The 21308-nt window shown below is 58.0% G+C and carries 24 protein-coding genes; all 24 read right to left on the bottom strand.

Annotation, left to right across the window (positions count from 1 at the left end):
• Positions 1 to 3 precede the first annotated feature (3 nt).
• The 24 genes from C8R31_RS03235 to C8R31_RS03120 all read right to left on the bottom strand — a co-directional run bounded on the left by C8R31_RS03235 (position 4) and on the right by C8R31_RS03120 (position 21307).
• On the bottom strand, positions 4 to 1239 hold the full coding sequence (locus C8R31_RS03235) for a phage tail protein (RefSeq protein WP_107692602.1): 1236 nt from the start codon (positions 1237 to 1239) through the stop codon (positions 4 to 6).
• Positions 1240 to 2139 (bottom strand): hypothetical protein, encoded by a 900-nt coding sequence (locus C8R31_RS03230; RefSeq protein ID WP_107692601.1) that lies wholly within the window; start codon positions 2137 to 2139, stop codon positions 1240 to 1242.
• Positions 2136 to 5642: a hypothetical protein gene (locus tag C8R31_RS03225; RefSeq protein ID WP_107692600.1), complete on the bottom strand. Its 3507-nt coding sequence runs from the start codon at positions 5640 to 5642 to the stop codon at positions 2136 to 2138. The genes C8R31_RS03230 and C8R31_RS03225 overlap by 4 nt, the downstream gene beginning before the upstream one ends.
• A gap of 3 nt (positions 5643 to 5645) precedes the next feature.
• Positions 5646 to 5891: a hypothetical protein gene (locus tag C8R31_RS03220; protein WP_107692599.1), complete on the bottom strand. Its 246-nt coding sequence runs from the start codon at positions 5889 to 5891 to the stop codon at positions 5646 to 5648.
• 209 nt (positions 5892 to 6100) lie between these two features.
• On the bottom strand, positions 6101 to 6502 hold the full coding sequence (locus C8R31_RS03215) for a hypothetical protein (protein WP_107692598.1): 402 nt from the start codon (positions 6500 to 6502) through the stop codon (positions 6101 to 6103).
• 89 nt (positions 6503 to 6591) lie between these two features.
• Positions 6592 to 6873, bottom strand: a complete 282-nt coding sequence (locus tag C8R31_RS03210) for a hypothetical protein (protein WP_107692597.1) — start codon at positions 6871 to 6873, stop codon at positions 6592 to 6594.
• A 4-nt stretch (positions 6874 to 6877) separates the two neighbouring features.
• A complete protein-coding gene (locus tag C8R31_RS03205; RefSeq protein WP_107692596.1) occupies positions 6878 to 7384 on the bottom strand; it encodes a hypothetical protein in 507 nt (168 codons plus the stop codon).
• 50 nt (positions 7385 to 7434) lie between these two features.
• Positions 7435 to 7896: a hypothetical protein gene (locus C8R31_RS03200; RefSeq protein ID WP_107692595.1), complete on the bottom strand. Its 462-nt coding sequence runs from the start codon at positions 7894 to 7896 to the stop codon at positions 7435 to 7437.
• A gap of 98 nt (positions 7897 to 7994) precedes the next feature.
• The gene (locus C8R31_RS03195; RefSeq protein ID WP_107692594.1) at positions 7995 to 8441 is read right to left on the bottom strand and encodes a hypothetical protein; all 447 of its coding nucleotides are present in this window, start codon (positions 8439 to 8441) and stop codon (positions 7995 to 7997) included.
• On the bottom strand, positions 8441 to 9064 hold the full coding sequence (locus C8R31_RS03190; RefSeq protein WP_107692593.1) for a phage tail protein: 624 nt from the start codon (positions 9062 to 9064) through the stop codon (positions 8441 to 8443). The genes C8R31_RS03195 and C8R31_RS03190 overlap by 1 nt, the downstream gene beginning before the upstream one ends.
• On the bottom strand, positions 9064 to 9339 hold the full coding sequence (locus tag C8R31_RS03185; protein WP_107692592.1) for a hypothetical protein: 276 nt from the start codon (positions 9337 to 9339) through the stop codon (positions 9064 to 9066). The genes C8R31_RS03190 and C8R31_RS03185 overlap by 1 nt, the downstream gene beginning before the upstream one ends.
• Positions 9340 to 9342: 3 nt before the next feature.
• Entirely contained in the window at positions 9343 to 9669 is a 327-nt protein-coding gene (locus C8R31_RS03180) for a hypothetical protein (RefSeq protein WP_107692591.1), read from the bottom strand.
• Positions 9670 to 9768: 99 nt separating this feature from the next.
• On the bottom strand, positions 9769 to 10719 hold the full coding sequence (locus C8R31_RS03175) for a Mu-like prophage major head subunit gpT family protein (RefSeq protein ID WP_107692590.1): 951 nt from the start codon (positions 10717 to 10719) through the stop codon (positions 9769 to 9771).
• 56 nt (positions 10720 to 10775) lie between these two features.
• Complete coding sequence (locus C8R31_RS03170; RefSeq protein WP_219907431.1) at positions 10776 to 11312, bottom strand: capsid cement protein; 537 nt, start codon at positions 11310 to 11312, stop codon at positions 10776 to 10778.
• Positions 11313 to 11408: 96 nt separating this feature from the next.
• Positions 11409 to 12797, bottom strand: coding sequence for a S49 family peptidase (locus tag C8R31_RS03165; protein WP_107692589.1), 1389 nt, complete (start codon positions 12795 to 12797; stop codon positions 11409 to 11411).
• 11 nt (positions 12798 to 12808) lie between these two features.
• Entirely contained in the window at positions 12809 to 14512 is a 1704-nt protein-coding gene (locus tag C8R31_RS03160; protein ID WP_107692588.1) for a hypothetical protein, read from the bottom strand.
• A 2-nt stretch (positions 14513 to 14514) separates the two neighbouring features.
• Positions 14515 to 14898 carry a hypothetical protein gene (locus C8R31_RS03155; protein WP_107692587.1) on the bottom strand — a complete coding sequence of 128 codons (384 nt, stop codon included), beginning with the start codon at positions 14896 to 14898 and terminating at the stop codon, positions 14515 to 14517.
• The gene (locus C8R31_RS03150; protein WP_107692586.1) at positions 14898 to 15203 is read right to left on the bottom strand and encodes a hypothetical protein; all 306 of its coding nucleotides are present in this window, start codon (positions 15201 to 15203) and stop codon (positions 14898 to 14900) included. The genes C8R31_RS03155 and C8R31_RS03150 overlap by 1 nt, the downstream gene beginning before the upstream one ends.
• Positions 15204 to 15238: 35 nt before the next feature.
• Entirely contained in the window at positions 15239 to 15643 is a 405-nt protein-coding gene (locus C8R31_RS03145) for a hypothetical protein (protein ID WP_107692585.1), read from the bottom strand.
• Positions 15644 to 15652: 9 nt separating this feature from the next.
• On the bottom strand, positions 15653 to 17602 hold the full coding sequence (locus C8R31_RS03140) for a phage portal protein (RefSeq protein ID WP_107692584.1): 1950 nt from the start codon (positions 17600 to 17602) through the stop codon (positions 15653 to 15655).
• Positions 17599 to 17823, bottom strand: coding sequence for a DUF6148 family protein (locus tag C8R31_RS03135; protein ID WP_107692583.1), 225 nt, complete (start codon positions 17821 to 17823; stop codon positions 17599 to 17601). Before C8R31_RS03135 ends, C8R31_RS03140 begins: the two co-directional genes overlap by 4 nt.
• A 3-nt stretch (positions 17824 to 17826) precedes the next feature.
• The gene (locus C8R31_RS03130; RefSeq protein WP_107692582.1) at positions 17827 to 20082 is read right to left on the bottom strand and encodes a phage terminase large subunit family protein; all 2256 of its coding nucleotides are present in this window, start codon (positions 20080 to 20082) and stop codon (positions 17827 to 17829) included.
• On the bottom strand, positions 20012 to 20635 hold the full coding sequence (locus tag C8R31_RS03125; RefSeq protein ID WP_107692581.1) for a hypothetical protein: 624 nt from the start codon (positions 20633 to 20635) through the stop codon (positions 20012 to 20014). The genes C8R31_RS03130 and C8R31_RS03125 overlap by 71 nt, the downstream gene beginning before the upstream one ends.
• A gap of 249 nt (positions 20636 to 20884) precedes the next feature.
• Positions 20885 to 21307, bottom strand: coding sequence for a hypothetical protein (locus tag C8R31_RS03120; RefSeq protein ID WP_107692580.1), 423 nt, complete (start codon positions 21305 to 21307; stop codon positions 20885 to 20887).
• Position 21308: the final 1 nt, after the last annotated feature.

Here is a 21308-nt window from a genome sequence, read left to right as displayed (position 1 = left end):
TCCTTACTGGTATTTGATGCAAATCAGTACGCGCGCGCCCGCGGCCAAGTTCGCGGATCCGCCTGACGAGGACGACGTTTTCGTTGTGAGGTTACCTACCGAGTTGATCCATGAGCCGCCAGTGCTCACTGATCCCGTGTTATCCACGTCCGCATAAGTGTGAGTGTGAGCAAGGTTATCGCCGGCTGTTGCTTTACCCACACCCTCCAGGGTCACAGATGGGTTTGCCTGCAAAATTGCATAACCGGAGGCAAACCACGGCAGGCCAAATGTGGTTGAGCTATCGCCGACCCCCCATGTCGTGCCTATTGCGGTAAACAGTGTCGCGTATGTGGTTCGGCTAATATTGGTCAGCGTGGTTGGGCAAGTCAGGTAACCAGCGGGCGGGGATGATCCGGCATAGAGCAGGAAGGAGCCAACGGGGGCGCCTGCAGGCGCCGCAGTCTCTACGTTGGCATGCCCGCTCATCTTGATGTAAGTCACCCGTACGGTAGTGCCGTCATAGGTGAATAGCGCGACGTCGCCCGCGGCTCCAGTGATATTCGCGCCGCCTGAATTGAGCTTCAGGTTCGTGGCGTGATAGTTAAATTGCGGAGTGCCGTCGATAATTAACAAAACATCTTTACCGGCGGTCATCGTCGCGCCAGTTACGGTCGTGTTTCCTGTAAGGTGCGCTATGTTACCGGTGGCGGTAGAGAGGTCGATTGTGGCTGCGGAGGCGATGTTTGCCCCGATCGCGTGCTGCAATGACTTGACTGCAAAATCCTGCGTAATCGACCCACCCGACGAGCTCGCGTTCGACAAGGATAATGTCCACGCGGCGAAGGTCCCGGATCCCTGCAACAAGTTCATGTTGATCGTCAGAGAACCGGTAACGGTGTTGTATGCGGTCACATCTCCCTGCATCCAGTTCGTGGGGCTGGCGGTTGATGCGGCCTTGACCGTTTGTCCTACAACATAGCTGCGGCCAACATCAGCAACAAAGATCCTGTCGCCAGTGCCGATGGTCAGGCTCGTGGTGCTCTCAGCGTTCGTCGCATTGTTGTTCATCGCGATGGCGACCGCGTCGGCCTGCTGGGCAAACAGGACTAGAGCAGCCATGAACGTATCTGCTTTACCGTCAAATACATCTTTAGAATCGCCGCGCTGCGGGACCGGAGGTAGCGCGTCTATCGCCATAACAACCCCCTCGACATAATCTGATTCGGCATAATCTTCCTCAAAATATAAATCCGACATCTAGGTCAATCCCTCGATTTCCAGCGAGCAAAGAGACTCTTTCGCGTACACGATTTCAATCGTGAAGTCCTTAAAGAAGCCGTAAATGGCCGTGGATGTGTAGTCGTCCGCCCCGATGTATAGCGTTGGCGTTGCTCTCAGCGATGCCAAAAAGTTGTGCAATGTGTCTACGCGGGCGGAGTCAATGATTACGGGGAAAGTGGCGCGTTTTCGGTATGCACGTTGGACGATGGAGTAATTCCCGAACGTGTCCTGGTCTTTGGTGCTGAAATCTTGAATGCCGACGGCTGCACTGTATTGCGTTTCACCCACATCGGTCGTTGGGCCTATCACCAGGGCGCCACACTTGACTGTTTCACCAGGCGCGGACAGGGTGATGTTGATAATCGGCCCGGAGTAAAGCGGCAACCCCGTTATGACGAGGTCGTTAAGGCGCACTATCGGTTCAAAAAAATAGTCGTACCAGCTGTCAATCCCGGAGTTGGAAACAAGGCTGTGGGTCTCGTCATAGACCACACCGTCGAGCGGATCGATCATGACCACGCGCGCTTCGACCGCAGAGACGTTCAAGAGCGCAAGGGCGGATATTCTTCCGGTCGCCTGCAGGGATACATCAATGCTGTCCGCATTTTCCGTCTGGGAAGTGACGGACTTGTCGAACATCAACCAGGGATTCGTGGCGCTAACGTAGACCCATTTTGTCGTGGAGGCGGCGGGATCGTTACCTACATTGCTGGCGACAAGAGACTCGTAAACCTCATGGATGTCGGACCCGATAATGGATACCCGGTCGCCGAGCGCGTACACGTACCCAGCGTCGTATGGCGGATGCAGTGTCTCAGAAACGTTTGTGGATATAAGCGCCGCGTCATTGATCGTAATCGGTACGACTATCTTCATGCAGCGCGCTCCGGCGGCAAGCCGCTCACGTCCCACTCTTCAGTGAACCGCAGCATCTTCTCGGTATTCCTGGCTGTCTTGCTGGTATTGGTAGCCATGGCGACATGGACCGCCTTCAACTCGGCACGCAACTGACGTATCTCGTCAACAAGAGCGTCATTTGCCGCCCCAGGGTCGCTCAGCCTGCGCATCAGCTCACGGTTATCAGCTGCAGGCAGTATCCGTTCTCCCTTGTGGATCCTCGCCGTCATGTCGTGCGGGATTTCGTTCGAGCCGCTTGCAAACCCGGGCAGGAATACTTGTCCCGGTGCTTGATAGACGGGCCCTGCCGGCTGCGCGGCAGTTACACCGGCATTGGCGGCCAGGCGGATGTACCTGGTGTAATCAAACAACGTGGCGAATGCGTCGGTGGTTAGCAGCTGGATCGAATCAGCGATACGCTTTGCTTCGGCGGCTGCGTCGTCAGCCGCTTTGGCGATCGCATCGGTCACCGTAACGAATGCCGGAGCCAGCTGGATGAGTGCGGCGAACATCTTTTGCCCGGCATCGGTATTCAGATCCTGTGCCTCGACCAGGGCGCGGAACTGCGCGCGGGTTGTCGGTAGCGTTGTGATGCCAAGTTTGCTCATCTCGGCATTCATCAGCCGGCCGGTGCTGGCCACGCGCTCAGCGTCGGTATAGAAGTTTTCGAAGAACGGCTGGAGCGCGGATCCAGCGTTTTCGATGCCGCCGAGCAATTGGACGAGGCTGTCACGCAGGCCGAGTGATGCCAAGCCTGCAACCGCAAGTGATTTGCCAGTTAAGTCGAGGATGGAATTGACGAGAGTGAATTCAGCGCTTGCACGGGCGGCGGTATCCGCCAGTTCTTCGCCCTTTTGCTGGATCAAAGTCAACTCTGGAATAAGCTTCGAGCCAATGCTATTGCTAAGGTCTTTTGTTAGCTCTTCCTGCTTCTCTTCCGTATCGATGGCGCGCTTGACTTCGAACGTCCACCCGGCAAGCGAGCGTCCGGCGTCACCCGTCGTTTTCGTCAGACTCAGGAATGCGCCGGATATATCACCCACCATCGCGTCCAGGGCAGCATCCTGCTCTGCGGAGATCCCCAGCCCACGGCGACCCTTCTTTTTTCCGAAGGCGAACAGACCGCCCTTGCGTGTCCAGTCGGCCTCGAACTGGCCATCGAAACCTTGATCGCTAAATTTGCCGGTGAGCTCCTGCGGCCCTAGTTTCTTGGGGCCCATGCCGAACAACATATTGATCAGCGGTCCTATAACCGGGACATAGGTCAGCGCTTCAGCGCCCTTGATTGTCTTGTTCCCAGCTATCAGCCTGAAGATCATGTCGGCAGCAGCAGCGATGGCCAGAGGACCGGCAGCAGCGGCCAGCATTGAACCCATGCCAGTCAGCCCGGCAACTGTCGCGCCGGTGCCACCCAAGGCAGTACCGGCGCCACCAATAAACGCAGTTCCAGCGCCGGCACCAGCGCCAACGCCGCCAATGCCTACTCCGGCACCAAGCGCAGATCCGCCAGCAACGCCGAGCCCCATCGCCTGCCCGATTGCTGATGTAGCAATCGACGTCACGAGCGAAGATGCACCGCCAGTGAAGGCGCTGAAAATAGATTTCGCGCCAGAGGCGAGATTCATTAAGTTGAAGCTGTTTCCGGCAGCGGAGCTAGTTCCTGCGATTCCTGTACCAGGAAATCCAAGCGCGCCCATCACGCCCGCCATTCCCCTGCTCACTGGCGCCATCGCCAAGTCTATAACTGGCCGCAGTATCGTCGTTTGAAACATGTGCACCATCGTGTCGCGCAGGTTCTGTGCGAACGTTTTGCCGGACTCGAAACCCCTCAAGAGAGCGTCGGTCAACGAACGGTTGATGTCGCGCGCAGTGTGTTGCCAAGCATCCGAGGCCGCTTTAGCCGCTTCTTTGACAGCCGTGAGCGCCTCGCCGCGTTTTGCCTCAGCCGCCAGTTGTTTGGATAGCTCAAGCCGACGCTCAAGCATCGCGATCACATTGATGTCGATGTTGTCCGCGGCCCACGCGCGATCGAGCGCAGCTTGCAAATCGGCCTGACCCATTGCCGCGACTGCACTAGCGCCGTATTCAAGCAGGTTGTTTTTTTCTTGCAGGGACTGGAGGGCCTTCTCGTCCGCGCTTATCATCGCGGCATAACCATCGAGTCGTTTCTTTTCTTCAGCTTCGATCGCCTTTGCGGCAGCCGCGCTTTCTTCCTGCGCCTGGGTCGCCATCGCCCATGCCTGGGCGGATTCCATGATCGCCGCACGCTGAGACTCAAGCGGAGCCTTCGCAGCCTCGCGAGCAGCGCCAAGTAGCTTCATCTGAACAGCGTTTAAGCCAACCGCTTCGGTCTCTTCCCGCAGCTTATTGATGTAGTCCGTGGCTGCTTTCGTAGCCCGTTCGTAGCCCGACACAGCGCCGCTCTTGTCAATCGCGCCCGACAGGTAGTTGAGTTGGGGTTTTACAGACTGAGTCGATTTCTCGACCTGCTGATTTCCGCCGAGGATGGTTGAAACATAGTGCTGGTGCTCTGCGATTCGCTTGCCAATTTCGTTGTCCAGGTTCTTCTGCAGCTGCCCGACTTCATGGAAGTCGCCCTTTACAATCGCTATCAACTGTCGCGCGCGGGTGCCGATGGCGTCACCCATATTGCCAAACAGCATCCAGACAGCCGAGCCCTTGACCAGCAGGAACTCAAGCATGGAACCGACCGACCGGCCCGCAGCGGTAAAGACATTCATTCCGCCCGCCGATCCCTGCATTGCTCCAGTTATCCGGTTCAACGCGGGCAGCAGTCCCAGTGAGAATGATGTCAACGCTTCGTCCGCCTTGCCCTTGAGCAAGCCCATCTGGTCCTGAAACCGCGCTGCCTCGGCAGCCGAGGCCGCTGATACACTGCCGAACTTATCGACGTTTTCTGCCAGGTCGTTCAGAACGGGGAGCAGGTTAGCACCGGACTTGCCGAACAGATCGGTAACAATGGCAGACTTGTTAGCTCCGTCCTGGTAGTTCTGCAGCCGCTTCGCAATCTCGATCAGCACCTCAGATGGATCGCGAAGATTGCCTGCAGCATCGCGTGAGGACAGACCCAGTGCCCTTAATGCCTGATTGGTTCGGTTCGATTCATCGTCGACTGTAGCAATTCCCCGGGCCAGCTTTACGAGTGCTGAATCGATGTCCCCAAAATTGGCACCGAAGGCTCGTGCTGTTTTCTCGATACGCGACAGGTTCTCAACCGATGATCCGGTTTTCTGCGCCGCATCGTCTATCGTTGCGAGTGTGTCGACAACGCGATGCGCATAGGCAGCAAATGCGCCGGCTGATAATCCAACGCCAATCAAACCGAGTGCGCCGCTCACCAGGTTGGCCGATTTTTGAATATCGCCCATTGCCCCGGCGACGATGCCTTTGGCTCGGTTCATATCCCGCTCCAGGCTGGATAGCTTCGCCACCATCTCGATTGTCATCGTACCGATGTTCATGGGTTACCTTTTCGCGCGCGCGAGTGCCTTCAGCGCATTAGTGACTTTTCTCGCCACTACTTCGCGGTCAAATTCAAGTTCAGGATTTCCGTACGGAGGCGGGCAATCCGGCTTCTCAGCCCGCCTGTTTTCTGCGATATAGTCAGATGACAGCCTGCGCAATATCTGCGTCTCCCAGGGCTGCAGGCTTATTCCTGAGCATTGCTGCCAGGCTTGCAACTCCGTGAAAGCGATCTGGGCGAGGCCCATGCCGATGCTGCTCGCCGGGCCTATCTCCAACAGGTAGTCAATGAGGTATCCCGCTGCACCGATTTCCGGCAGCAGGACTTCTCCGCCGTTTTCCTTGATCTTCTCGATGCGCGATACCGGCTCGGGGGTATCGATCCCCGGGTTGCTTCTTTTCTTGTTCTTTTCTTCCGGGACCGCCTGGAGCCAGGCGATCTGCCGGATGTACAGGCTCAGCTCTTCGTAGAGCCCTTCGTAAAATTTGACCAGTCACCCAGCTCCTTATTTACCTGCTCGGCAATGAATCCGATCTTGGTATCCAGGTAGCACGCCTTGAACTGCTCGTATCCTTCCAGCTCCAGGTACTGGAAATTATTGAAGCTGACCGTGACAGCGGCGAGGAACTCGGCAGTTTCCTCAAGCGTTGTGTCAGCCTTATTCTTGCCCTTGCGCTGGAAACGCTCGATCGTCGCCTTGTTTCGCGCTGACTGGGCCTTGGCAAACGCTTTGGTCCCTGGCCCGTTCACGGTGATCGTCATAGGCTTGCCATTCTCAGCGACTAGCGGCTCGTCGTCTGCGCCGCGCAGATGAATATCGGTTGTTTCATTTACTGCCAGTTTGCTAATGTCGAACATGATTGCTTCCTTTTCGCGGGATAAAAGATGCCCGTGCCGGGCCCATCACCCGCGAGAGGCAGACGGGCCTGGTCGGTGCTGGTTATGGGCTAATGCCCGGTGTAAGTCAGATCAGGGGACTCAAAGGCGTGAAACACGAGCGAACCGCCCCGCATCTGGAAAGTCGCCACGTACTTACCCGGGTTGTCCGGCATCGGATTACCGGTTCCATACATCGCGAGGTGGCGAGTGCTTAGCGGCGCTTTCTCGTCACATAAGGCCCACAGGCAGCACTCGTCACCCTGCATTTGCACGTCCAGCAGATTCGCACCGGCGGGCATGAGGACAGATTGCCTGTCGGTCACTACAAGAGGAAACTTCCAGATACGCATTTCTTTAAACCACGCCAATGATGATGACTGTGTAAGTCACTGAGGTGCCGGCTGCGCTGTTTGCAATCTTCAGCAGGTCCGCGCTTGTTGCGGTGATGTCGTACCCCGTCGCATCCGGAGCGATGAAAGCGACCGTCCCGCCGGGCTTGACCTTCACCACGTCGGTTGCGTCGCCAAAGAAAGCTGATGCCTGACTTGCGGCAGCTCCGCCCACCAGCACGTCGTTGGTATTGCCCGCATCAGCCTTGATAATGAGCGCCTTGATCTTGTCGAACGTGATCGTCGCGCCAAATGCATTCGTCAGCGATCCGGCCAGGTCCAGGTTCTCGTTGGCCGATGCGGCAAGGGTGCGGACGTCGGCAAACAGTTCGTTAGCCTGGTTCGCTCCCGTCCCGTTTTCGAACACGTAATTGGCGCCGTACTGTGGCTTGTACTCGGCCACGCCGATATCGAGTGCGCTGCTGAGCAGCATGTCGACATTCAAGGAAAGTCTTCCCGTTACAGATGACATTGCAATTCCCCTCTATGATTTTTTGCTAGGCCAGGCTCTAGGCTATGAGCTTAGGCTGCCAAGACTTCAATGACCCCGACACCCGCGGACGACGAGGTCAGTTCCAGGTTCACGCTCGCGCTGGTGACAGCGTCAACCGTGCTCAAGCCAACCTTGAAGTTCATTACCTGAGCCTGGAAGTAATACTTATCCCCGTTCTGTGAGGTAATCTGGAAGCTGTAATCGTTGTCGGATAGCGATGCTGCCTTTATAAGGATCTGGCCGGCATCGTCGGTATCGAGGCCCAGCTTGAGCGCCATCGTTCCCTCGTTGAAGGATCCTTTTTTCTTGACGGTGCCACGTGAGCCGATGGGGTTGTGCGTGACCAGCGCATACTCGCGACCAAACTCGCCAAGGTCAGTGATCTCGGCAACGTTGGTGAAGGTAAGCGCAGCGTAACCGGCAGCGTCAAACGTGGCGGGGGCTGCAGCAGAGATTTTTAGCGTCGTCCCTGCGGATGTGCGAACTGACATGATGTTTTCCTTTCAAGTGGTGGCGCCCGCAGAGACGGGCAAAAAAAACCGGCCGCTTAGAATCTAAGAGGCCGGGATCCGGTTTGGGAAAAGCCGAGCTATCTGGCGATATCCGGGGCGTCTTCCTTCGTATGAATTTCTACTGTGAACAGCATTGCTGTCATGCCCCGAGGCTTCTCGCCGTCGCCATGCAGGCCAGTTGTCACGCCGGTTATGACGGCGTCTTTCGCCAGTCCACCGATTGTGGGGTCGTTGCCGATCGCAGCTCTAACTTCCTTTTCGATGGCGTCCAGGACGTCATCCAGGTCGTCATTGTTCTTGGTCACCGCATTTACGCTCAGCGTAATCCGGCTCCGTATCCTGCGTGGATAACCCATCGAGGTATATTCGGGATCCTCGGCCGGCGTCGCAATCAGAAGACAAGGCAGCTCTTCATCCTCGACCGGGTAAATCCTGCCCTTAAAGACACGTGAACCGGTCAGGCTCAGTCCTGACAGCAGCGTTACAGCAGCTGCACGCAGCTGTGTCTTGACGTGATCAGCCATTATTTGTTACCCAAAAGGTTAATTTGGCGTGCAAACTCTTTTTCGAACTGCTCCCCACCGACCGTCCGTAGCGCGGTCATGACAGCCTTGTTTCGAACGGCAGTCGGCAGGCTGATGCTGCGCAGGTTCACAATGGGATCCTTGTATTGCTGGGCACCGCCGCGCGCTTTCGGCGCGCCGGGAATGCTCTCCCGCATGAACACCCCGCGGTATCCCTCCTTAGTGGTGGCAATGAAGGCGTGCTTCACCGTGCGGCGTCCGCCGGCGACCTTGACCTTGACGCTCACTCCGCCACCCAGCTTGCGATGCGGCCTGCCTGGCACGTTCCACGGGTTGACGGGCCGAGCTGCAAATTCGACCAGGCTGATCGTTCCACCGGAAATAGTCACGCTCGCGCGCAAGTTCGCCTGTTTCAGGTGCGCCTTCGTGACTTTGGTTGCCTTGGTGATAACCCCAAGCTTGATGTTGTAGATCTTGCGGATCTCGCGGCCAGATTCGGTTCTGACTTTGCCGATGGCGTGGTTCAGCGAGCGTACTGTTGCCTTGTCTTTTATCTCGGACTGGAACACGACATCCAGGCGGGCAAGCACCTTGTCGACGTTGGTCCGTATGTCGATCTGCATTACTGCTTCTCCAGCCTCAAGAGGGTGATCCCGGTACCGTCCGGCTCGACACCGACGACCTTGTACGTTACGCCGGCGCGAACCAGAAGATCGCCGTGCCTCGCTGAGGCGACATCCGCGGTCGGGCAGGTGAAGACAGGCTGGCTGCCCTGGATGCCCTGCCCTTCGAAATAAGCGTTATCGAAGATTCCGGCTAGCGGCGCGCCGTTATAGGTGACCGCATCCGCGAACTCATCGGTATCGAAGAAGACGCTCAAGTCTTCGGCAAATGCCACGTGTTACTCCGCGTCCTTGGGGTCTTCCTCGCCGGGTGCGACATCTTCCGGATTATCCGGCGGCGTATCGGTTTGTGCAGACGTCTGCACTTCGGCGGCTTTCTTGCTCTTCTCTTTGCTCCACGGAACCCCAAACGCATCGGCGAGATAGTGGTTGAGCTCGCCGTCGTAGCCGATCACTTCGCCGCACTTGAATTGCACGGGGTTCACGACCTCATACCCGTTTTTAACCTTCTTCAGGTTGTGAATGCGATCACGCACTTGCTCTTTGCTCAGCACTAAAACGCCTGAATGAAACTCAACAAACGGTGCAGCAACTTTGTATTTCATGGTGGTCTCCTCGAAGTTTTTTCATGCCCCTCTTCCTGGAAGAACATGAAAAAAGGGGCCTCCCGGGAGAGAAGCCCCAATGGTTGACGCAATGCGCTTTTAGGTCATCGTCACTTTGCAGGCACGCTGCCAGTACCCGTAGCCGGCGGTACGCCAGGTGTCGATGCCGAACTGCCATGCCTGGTTGTCGAACTCGTACTCGCTGTTTTCCCCCTTGACCTTGAGCTCAATACCGGTCTCCGACTGACGAATCAGCCCCTTGATGGGACTATCGGTACGGAAGACCGCAAAGGAGTCCGTCCAGGTCAGGCGCGGATTCATGTGTACTTCGATCTTCAGACCCGCAATCAGGTTGGGGTTGAGGTTTTGCTGAAGTGCCCCAGTCGTGATGGCGCTTACCGCGGCGGAAGCGGTCAGGAAAAGCCCGACCGGAACGATCACCGAGAATGACTTGGCATTCTCGTTCATTGGTTCGCCGCGGTTATCCTTGAACGACAGGATTTGCGCGATCGCAGCGAGGATGGCTTGCTGCATTTCCTCAACCGACGGGGCAGTTACAGCACCGTGTACAGCAGCCGGCAGAGTGGAAATGTCCACTGAGATGCTGTTGCTTTGGGTGCCGGAGTCACCTTCCGAATGATCGGTATCGAAGTAGTACTGGCCGTCGTAGCAAAGCGAAGATGCGCCGTTGAGCAGCAGTGTCGAGAGCAGGCTGGCCCAATGGGTTTCGGCGCGATCGGCAAACTCCTGTACCCTGGCAGCAATCTGCGAAGTCTTGTCGCGACGAGCATCGCGCACGGCGATCTCCAGGGTAGCTTCATAATGCCGATTCGTAAGAATCAACGAACCCCCACTAAGGCCTTTGGCTTGACGGCCGCCGACCCATTCACGCATCGCCGGCGATTGGCCGAGGAATGCATACGTCTCGCTTGCCTGGTCCGAGTCGAACAGGTTCGACACGCCATCGACCCACGCCAGGCCCGGATTGGTCTCCAGGCGGGCGTAGTACATGCCGACAATTGCACGGCTTGATAAAATCTGTTGATCCATGTTTTTCGTTCCTTATCTGAGAATGTCTGGTTGTTAGGTACCGAGCGAGCCGATGCTTAGGATACAAATGCCTCGAATGCGACCAGGGCGACACCAGTCGAAATGAAACGACGGACCTTACCGATCTTGGTGTTTGAGGTCGAAACAAGGGTGAAGGTGTTATCGTCGGAGGCATAGACAGCAGCGCCAATACTGGTAATGGCAACGCTGGCAACCGGCAACTCAATCAACCCCTCAGTGACAACGCGAACCCGGATAGCAGCCGCGGCGCCTGCCGAGTTATCCGCCTGGGCTTCTGCGAATCCAGCAAACGCATCCGCCGCAACCAGGGGTCGTGCGTGGCCACTCGCCGAGACGATGCCGACCGCCGCGCCTTCATAGATAATGTCGCTGGCGATCATCGGGATCTCGTTGCGATTGCCCAGCTCGTAGGCGCGAGGTTGGTTAGCCGCGAGGGTAGTCATGCCAAATCCCGCGATCATGGGCAACAGTGAGGTCGCCTCCGTACCTTGGGGCACGCCCAGGACGAGCACGGCGCCGACGACAACAGCAGCAAGCGCGATGTTGAACAGGTGTGATTTCATGAATTTCATAGTTGCTTTCCTTTTTTCAAAAACGGACATTAAAAAACCCGCCAGCGTTAACTGTGCGGGTCTGGTGAATAGCTTGTTTCAGTCGGATTCGGGTACTTAGGCTCGCTTACTCAGAATGCTCACGCGCCCCTGGCTGGATGCTTTCTCGAAGGCAAGATAGGTATCGAAAGTACCAAACTCGGCACGGATCTTTGAATCTTTCTCCCAAGTTGCTTTGCAGCGGTCTTCGACTGGAAGGCTGTCGTCTCCAGCTGGGGCAGCGGTACCGGGCTCAGTCGCGGCAGGCACTGCGTTGGGCGCATCGGCAGCCAGGGCAGCGAGCATCTTGTTGCCCTTGGCATGCTCTGCGGCCAGGACTTGCAACGCGGCCTCGGGGGCAGTCGTCTTTCCGTCTGCCTTGAATGTCGCCACCAGCGCTTCGTGACCGCGTGCAGGCAGGGCGTCGAGTGCCAGGATGCGCTCACGCTCGCGTGTAGCGCCGTCGTTGACGCCCTCGGAGCGGCCCTGGGAGTACCCCTCCGCACGGAATGCCTCCGCAATATCCGGATGGTTCTTTGCAACAAAATCTTTAGTAATTGACATGTGGTTTCCTTCGTCGATGGTTATTGAATGGCTGCCAGCAGCACCGGCTGGCTTACTGAGGGGGTTGCTGCCTGCTGCTAGGCTGGCAATCAACGAGTCGAGAGTGGAAACACCGTCCACCAACCCGGCATCGATGGCTTGCTGGCCAATGAAAGTCTTTCCGTCCGCCATGTTCTTTAGCACGGCCTCTACCGATACGCCTCTGTTCACCGCCACGACTTCGACGAAAACCGAATAAAGGTAATCCGTCTGATCCTGGATGGACTGCCGCCCCTCTTCGGACAAAGGAGCGTAGCCGGAAGCAATACGCTTGTACTTGCCAGAGGAGATTTCGGTGGTCTTGATTCCCTCCTTTGCCTGCGCCTGGCTAATGTCAACGTGGGACGCCACCACACCAATGGAACCGACCTGAGTGGTCGGCCCATCGATGTAGATTGAGGAGGCTGCAGATCCGATCCAATATGCTGCTGACGCCATGAGGCCATCGGCGAACGCGACCACTGTCTTTACTTCTCCCGCATCGCGGATGATGTCTGCAAGCGACGGCGTTCCGTCAACCGTCCCGCCGGGCGAGTCGATGTGCAGGATGATGGAGTGCACGGAGGAATCGGCGAGCGCGGCTTGAATGTCCCGCCCGACGAGTTCCGACGATGCGCCGCCGGATATCGCGGCGAACATGTTCATCCGCTTTGCGATAACGCCATGGATAGGGATGATGGCAACGCCATCAACCACATCGTAGCCCTGCGGCTTGTTCTGCAAGGGCAGTCCCGTTTGCGACCTTACCGCATCCAGGTCGATCTTCTCCCCCTTCATGTGGGTTTCATAGATCGCCCTGATTTCCCTGAGCTTGTCCGGCTGGATTGCCCAGGGGGAATTGACGATATCGAGTAGCTTGCTCATGTTTTCTCCAATTACGCTGCCCGGCCGAGCAGAAACTCTTCATCCCGAATCATGCGGCTGCGCCCGCCCCATTCCAACGTGGGGTAGCCAAACCGCTCCTGGCTTTCGATGCCGGCAGCGGCAATCCGATGGGGTTGTACGTTCTGTGTCAGCTGAGCGGAGCTGCGACGCGAACGAAGCGGCCTGTGCCCGGACCCGAGCTGGAAGCCCGTTCCGGTATAGGGCACCAGGGGAAACACAGTCGGAGTGCCGAAAGCCTCACTGCTGGCGATCCCGCCGGCGCCGGTTATCTCGGCCGCAACCAATTCGCCAACCAGAGGCGCACCTACTGCTTCTGCTGTGGCTATACCGCCGGCGCCGGTGACCTGGACAGCTAGCGCTGGACTTCCAAACGCTTCAGCACTGCTTACTCCTGAACCCGCTACCGCTATTCCAACTACGGGCGCGCCAATCGCTTCCGCAGTTGCAATCTGCCCCACGCCGGTGACGTCTGCAGCTGCTGCGCCTACGTTCGGTTGGCCAAGAGCTTCGGCTGATGCAATGGCTGCGGCTTCCACCGCTACGCCCAGGGCGGGTGAGCCCAAGGCTTCCGCTGATGTAATGCCCGCGGCTGTGATTTCCGCCGCAGCAGCTCCACCAACTGCCGGCGAGCCGACTGCTTCCGCACTGGCGATGCCAGCAGCATCAACTGTTGCTGCGATTGCCGCACTGCCTAAGGCTTCCGCGCCAGCGAGCCCGGACGCGGTTACACTCGCCACGATAGCTGGCGATCCCGCGGCCTCAGCACTTGCAATCGATGACGCTGCGACAGTTGCTGCAATGCCGGAACTGCCAAACGCTTCTGCGCTCGTTACCGCAGCTGCGGCAATGTTAACGGTAAGTGAAGGCTGACCAATCGCCTCTGCTGATGCGATCTGCCCAGCGCCGGTAACGCTTGCAGCGCCACCGCCAGTGGACGGGATTACCAGTCGCCGCTCTTGCCGATAGATCTGCCACGGGTTGTTTGACAGTCTGAGGGCGTCCTCGGGAGTGGTGTACTCCTTGAGGATAACGGCCAATTCCGCATCGTCCGGGTACCCTTGAGTCGCTCCCGGGTGGACATGTACCCGGCAACCATCGGTAAGGATTACGCCGTTCGCTGGCGTCCCGCTCGATGTAACGTTGATGCCGTCCCGGTAGAGCGTCCACGATCCAAAGCCTGCGGGCCGAGTAGCAATAAAAACGTGCCATTCGCCATCGACGACGCCGGCCGACGATTGCCCTGTGCCTTGAAATCCGAAGTTGTATTCAAAGGTGGAAAAGAGGCCAGATGAAGCAGTACCGGAAGCGGTGCAGTTGAACGCGAAACAGGCCTGATTGTATTGAGAACTGACCGCAGGTAACTCGTCTCCGACGAAAAACGCCCTCTGCAACGTACCGCCCGCAACTGGCTTGGCGTACATCAGGAACGTCATCCCAGTGGCAAAGATGCTTGGGATCGGACGCAGACTGGACCATACCAGGCCGTGCGCCACGTTTCCGGTATAGCTGGCCAGCCCTTTTTGCGATGGGCGCCGTCCGACCGTTGAGCCCTCAGCTGGGAACGAACGGGTGACAATGTCCTCGCTTCCGGGCAGGCCGGTAATGGAAGCGAACGCGACACGGTCTTTCCATGCCGGATCCAGCTCAACAGAGTACTGTGGCTGGATAAGATGCCTTTTCAGCAGCGGGATCACGGCTATACCGTCGTCACTTCGCTAAGGAACGCCTCTACCGTAACGTTCTGGCTTGTGTTGTCGTCGAAGTCAACCTGAAGATGCATTACCGCGATATCGATTGGTATGCCGACTTCCGTTATAGCGTTCGCCGTTAGCCCGCCGCCATACTGCGCGATGACCTTCCAGTCCGCCCCCTCGGCAGCTGCGGCAGGCAAGGCCGCGTTGTGCGCCACCATGATCTTGCAGACGCATTGCGCCGCCGGACCGGTCGCCCCGTTCGTTATCTTGATAGTGAGGAAAGCGCCATACGCATCGGCAAGATCCGCTCTACCGCGAACAGCAGCGCCTCCAGCGGTTCGCGTCTGGCTGGATACTACTGTAACGGCTGTTTTTGTGAGAGCCATTACGCCCCCTGCGCAAAGACGTTAACGGCGAGGTCTACCTTCGCTTGTACCGTCGCGTCATCTGCCGCGATGAGCTGCGCCAAAGTGAACGCTTTATTCTGTGCGAGTACGGGCCACATCATTTGTGTAGCGGCCAGAGCGGGATTCGCAAATACCTCTTTTGCCCACTTAAGCCGGTTGGCGTGGTTCGTCGTCTGGTCGGATTCCGTCATGATCGCGGTCGCCGCCACAACCACGGCCACACGCACTTTATTAAGTAGTGCCTGGTTCCCGTTCGCCGTCAGCAATTCGTCGTATGTCGCCATGATTACCCCTGTCGTTTCCTGTGGAACTCAGCGCTCTACAGCTTGAATATCTTGTTGGCGCCGTTGTCGTGCGTGATGTTGACCGTCTGCCCCACGCTCGGCGTGAACGGCAGGCCTGCGCTGGGGGTGTCAACATAGGCGATCAGCCGCGCTGTCGCGTCGGTCCCGGTGTGTTGAAAATAGACAAGCGCATTGGACGCTGCAGCGGCAAGGGCGGTAAGCGAAGTATCGGCCGCGTCGAACACGCCGCCTGTGTAGGTCTTGGACCCCAGCGCTGCACTGCGGCCGTTGTCGTTACCCGATGTGATATCAGCCAGATCCTCATGCGCGGCATTGAAGACATAAGCGCTTTTGACCAACATGACGCGGATATCCCCCGTCATGTCGATAGTGCGGTCCAGAATACCTTCGCGCCCTTTATCAAATAATACGTTCGACATTTCCTACTCCTATGGTGTTGTTCTGTTGATCCGGATTATTTCGTTGTTTCTGTCCCGCTCAATGTTTTCGATCTGCACGTGGCCATTGGCGGCAGTACGAACGATGCGGACTATCTCGCCGTTTTCTCCACGCTCGATTTGTTCAACAAAGGACTGCGGTTTCTGAGCCTGGAGCGATGCGACTATCTCGCTCAGCTGCGCAAGGGACGTGCTGAGCTCGGCGATCCTCTCTTTGTACGCTTCGTCTCCTGGTGGCAATGCGCCCAGGAGCGCAGATTCGTCAACCGTCTCAGCCTTGTCAGCCGCCTCTTCGGTATCGCGTTCGTCGTTCGGACTCGGCTGCGAAGTCTGGCCAGAACCGTTGGGGGAACTGTTTACGTCACCAAAGGCCTCAGGCTGCAGGTCAATGAGTGTTCCCTTGTCTTTCCGGTCCTGGATTTCCTTCGCCAGTTGCGTATGCACCGGCTCCCATTTCAGCCCGTGCAGTTGCATTGTTTCTATGCTGTGATTGGATAGCGCACCGGCTATACGCTCTTTCGCTGCCTGGACTTCCTTGAGAGGATCGATCTGTCCAGGCACGTCGCCAATCCACTCTGATCCTGAGTACGCGGCCCGAAGCACGGGGTCATCGAAATAACCAGGTGCTGATATCCGTCCGCTGGCTATGGCCTCTGCGAGGAAGGTCTCATATATCGGCTGGCAGAATCGCGCGGCAAGCCAATCTCGGCGCACGCGAAAGAACTTCCAGGCTTCGAGCATCGCTGCACGTGCCGCGCTGTAGCTCGCGGTGAAATGCTTGATCAGTATTTCGAAAGGGAGCTCTAGCGCAACGCCTACCTGGCGCAGGATCGCCTGGACGAAGGGATCGAATGCTGTGTTGGGCCGCCCGGGATTCGCGGTTTCGATCTTCTCGTTAACCCCCAGATCTATGATCGAGCCGGGTGACATCTTCACATCCGTGTCGGATGCGCGTGCACCTGTCTCCGCGCCCATACCCATCTGGTTCGCCGGATCTAGCCCCTGACCCTCGGAATGTACGAACACGGTAAACATGCCGGATACGACCGCCGCCATGATCTCCGCCTCGGTATAGCGGTCCAGCTGCTTCAATGATTCGATCACGGGCGCAAGGTAAGGCGCGCCACGGTTCTGACCAGGGCGCACGCGCTTGAAGAGGTGCAGCACGTTGCGGCGGCCGGTGTTTTTTCCGAACGCCTCGATGCGATCCCATTTCTTGCCGCTCGCGAGGAAGTCACCCGGATGTGTTGTCAGGATATGATAAGCAACAGGCGCGCCGGTATCATCCATCTCCACTCCGCCGGCAAGCCCCAGCTTATCCATGGCAAAGCTGGGATTACTTACCCTGTCTCCCTCGACCACTTGAATTTTGAGACCATAGGCATCGCCAGGGCGGCGGATATGCGGCAGTACTGCGAAAGAATCACCGGACTCAAGGGCGCTGCGGAAGGCGAGATCCTGCAGCTCATAAAAGTTCTGCGTGCGCGTGATGTCGCAATCCGCGCTTTCGCACCACATACGAAACTCGCGTTCCGTATTTGTTTGCCACTCGCTGGCTTGTTCCTCCGTCATTCCAAGCACATGGTGGTCTACCCGTGATTGGAGCGAGAGGCCGGTGCCGATGACGTTCGTTACGACTGTATTGATGGCGCCCGATGCGAGCGGCGCGTTGCGCACCAGGTCACGCGATCGCTCGCGTAGCGTCGGCAGATCAGGCAGCAGATCGGCATCCGCGCTATTGCTTGTGGTGCGCCATTCCGACGTACCACGGCGCGACTTCGACGCACCCGTATAGCTGCTTCCGCCGGACAGCGCTTCCATCTGCAGGCGCGCTTGCATGCGGCGCTGAGCCTTAGCTGGATTGAAATACCGGACAGCACGGTCAACAAGATTCTCGTTGATCTCGATTTGCTTGCGGCCCACCTTGACGGCAAATTTCATACGGGTGTGACCCCGCGGATCCGCATGCCGCCGTTGCCGCCACTCGACAGCCGTTGCACCCACTTATTCCAGTAGTCGATCTTGTTGCTGATTTCGGCCGCGTCGGTGCGCCGCAATGTGCGGCCGGCAATCTGGTATTCCTGCCCCGATGCGACAGCAGTGTCCGCATCAATCCAGAGGGCCAGCTGCGCTTCCGCTTGTACGAGTGTAATTCCGGCCATTGTCTATCTCGATCCGATGCCTGCGCTGCGCACACGGCGGGTTTTTGGGGCGTTAAAAAGCCCGCTCGCGGCGGGCTGTTGGGGCTGTGCTGGCGCTGATGGCGGCGGGGAAACCCCGCCGCCCGGCGCACCTGTGGTCGCAGCCGACCTCGTAGTATTCCGTGCAAACATGTCTTGTTGCGTTGGGTTGATCATTGATTCGATCATGTCCCAGTTTGTGCGCTGCAGCCCGGAGTAAATCGCGGCGGCATAGCAGAGGATCTTCAGATCGAGCGCTTCGTTGCGCTCGCGGGTTTTCACCCACTCGTGCTTTTCCATTCCCCGCACTTTGCGGCGCACCAGTTTCTCGGCGGCGAGCTGCTCGAAGTACTCATCCGGCAGGCCTCGGGGGAAGTGGTGGTATCCGGGCCCTTGTTCCGACAACTCAAGCCGCTTGTAAAACCGTTCCTTGGCAGTGTCGGTACCGACGTGCCACAGCTGCACGCCCTGCTTGATCCGCACGCCCTTGTGGTTGATATCCACTAGGACGGGCCGCGAGATGACGGGCTTGCCGGTGGCCCCGTCGCCCTTGGTCGCAAACACATGACGATGAGACCAGGCGCGGCAGAAGTCGTACACCTCCTGCGTGAGATAACCCGAGTCGACTGCCATTGCGGTGATCCTGAGCGTCTGTCCGCCGGCATGCTGATAGGACTTTGCTCGCATATCTGCAAGAGCCTCCCAGACAGAGCCAGGACCCTTGCGGGTTGGATCACCGTGGATAACCTGGTGATCAACAGTCCAGCATTCCTCGCCGCGACCAAACGCATCAACTTCTACCTCTAGGCGATCGCCCTGGACGTCAACCCCGGCCACGAGCAGCAAGCCGCCTGCAGGCACCTGCCCCAACTGGTAATCCTCAACCCGCTGCTTGATGATGTTGATCTTCGGCTGCTCGCCGACAATCTCGTACGGATCTCCCTTGACGGTGTTTTCGAACACCTGCATCAGGGATTCGCCCGTCTCCTCGTCGTAACCGCCTTGCTGCGCATCGAGGTACTGCCGCACGGCCTTGAGCCAGCTGAACCAGCCAAGCGGTGAATACAGCGCGGACACATGCCAGGAGAGCGGCTTCGTCCAGTTCGGCAGGAACCGCTTTACTTCTCCCCGCACCATCGCCCAGATTGCGTGGGGATCTGGGTCGTTGTCGTCCAGTACCACACCTGGGCCCGGCGCGTGGTGGATGTGGCGACCTTGCTCGAGCATCGCCGTCTTGTGATGCTCCTGGATTGACTCACCACAGTTCTCGCACTCGTACCAGACGCGCTCGATTTCATCGGTCACCACCTCGCGAGCAGTACTGTCGTTGATCAGCATTCCCGCCTGGCAATGCCGGCATGTTATTGCGTCCTGCGCATCAACGGCCTCAATTTCCGAAATGCCGCCGCATTCGAGGCATACTGCCTCGCAGCGGTGCATCATCTGCCAGCGCATCTGCTCCCAAGCCAATGGCTGCTCGTGTTTGCAGTGCGGGCACGGCACGTAATACCGCGCCTGCGTTCCCGCCTGGTACCGGCGATCGATGCGGGACTTGCCCTTGATCTTTGGCGTGCTGCACTTGATGCGCTTGGCGCGGGCATACGTGTCCGTGCGCTTGTCCGCTACCGCGGAAGGATCGCCTTCGCCATCGACATCGTCCGGATAGGCGTCGATCTCATCCTGCAGCAAGACTCGCACGGGCATCGAGCGCAACCCCGGGCCAGAGTTCGCGCCGGTAACCACCAGGACGCCGCCCGGAAAATCCTTCATCAGAACGGTGTTCGAAGAGGTACGCGATTTGACCTCAGCAAACCGCGTCGCGAGACACGGCGTCTCGTCGATCATTGGCTGCAAGCGTTGCTTCGATACGCGTTTGGCGGTATCGATAGTCGGCATCAGCAGCATGATCGGGCATGGCACCTGGTCGGCAACGTAGCCGATCGCGTTATACAGTGCCTCGGATCCGCCGATCTGCGTGCCCTTCATAAAGGCACTGTCAGTGCAGGGGTGCGAAAACGACATCGCGTCCATGATTTCACGCAAGTACGGGGTGCGTGATGTCTGCCACTGGCCAGGCTCGGATGATGCCTTGGACGACAGCCTGCGATTCTTGTCCGACCAGGCCGAGACCGTTAGATCAGGCTCTGGTGCAATAGCGCGTGCCGCAGTGCTACGGCATAGTTGCCGGGCGCTCCTCAGTCCCTTCGGCAGTAGAGGTATCCAGCTCACGCGAGCATTCATCAAAGACCTGTGTAAATTCGGCTCTCAGCAGACGCTCGATCCGGGCCGGATCGGTTTCGGTGGCCAGCTGCTGGGCCTTGCGATCGATAATCCTGAACATGCTGATCTTCAGCAGTGAGAAGATCGACATGGTTTCGCGCTCGACCTCCTTGGCTGACACCAGCTGGCCAACGCGTTCGAGGTACTCCAGCTCAGCGATATCGGCGAGATGTTTCTCGCGTTTTGTCCTGTGGTCCTGGTAGCCTGGCGCCGCAGGCTCTGTCGGCGGCAAACTGTCAGGGTTACTCTGTGCAGACGTCTGCACTTCGAACATCAGCTGCGGTGCCGCCGGCGCTTCGATAACTTTTCCGCTCTTCGCAGCTTCACATGGGTCCGTGTTGCGCGCCCATTCCTGCAGGCCAAGCTCCGGATCCACCCCGCACAGCCGGCCGCCGTGGCCGCGCTTGACTGATGTTACCCGGCCTGATGCGATCGCTTTTTGAACCGCTGACAGTCTTACGTTAAGACGCCGCGAGAACTCACGCAGGGAAACATACTTTGACTCGCTGACCATGCGTTATCCCGTGACTCGACCACCCTGCTGACCAAAGACCACCCCGAACCGACCACCCCATGACTTTTCACTGCCTAGCGCTTTTTCGCGCCCTTGAGTGCCGCACTAAGAGGAGAGGCTGGAAGTACCTTGGGTTTTCTGCGAGCGCCCAAACAAAAAGCCCGACGGCGGGGTCACGGCGTCGGGCTTTCTTCAGACGGATTTATAAACATCTGACAATCGGGAGGATAAACCGACAAAAACGGGAAGTCAAGCGCTCTGACTCATCAGCGCGGATGCGCGATACCGGGCAACCTCCTCCGCCTGCTTTGCGAGCTCCGCTTTCAACAGCTCATGGCCATGCATCACGCGGCGTTCATATGTGCGCCAATCCACGCCCTCGCCACAACGGCGAGCGAACCACACCAGCGGCCTGCCTTCATACTGCCAGAACAATGAGACGGCTTGCTTGTAACGGTTCGGCAACTTACCCAACGCCTGGCCAACATCTTCCGCTTCCCCAATCAACACTGGCTCCCTTGATTCCGGGTAACGATCGCCACCGCCCAGCGTATAGCATGAGCTGATCAGGGATTGCCCCATGCTTGCACCAGCGCTGGTCAGCGCCCAGTTGCGCATCTGCCGGATAAAGTTTTCCGATACAGCCTGATAAATCTTTCCCTTTCCGCACATG

Origin of the sequence: Nitrosospira sp. Nsp2 (assembly GCF_003050965.1) — a bacterium.
Classification (GTDB): Bacteria; Pseudomonadota; Gammaproteobacteria; order Burkholderiales; family Nitrosomonadaceae; genus Nitrosospira.
Note: the sequence above shows the minus strand (reverse complement) of the source record. Positions and strands in the feature narration are given on the sequence as shown.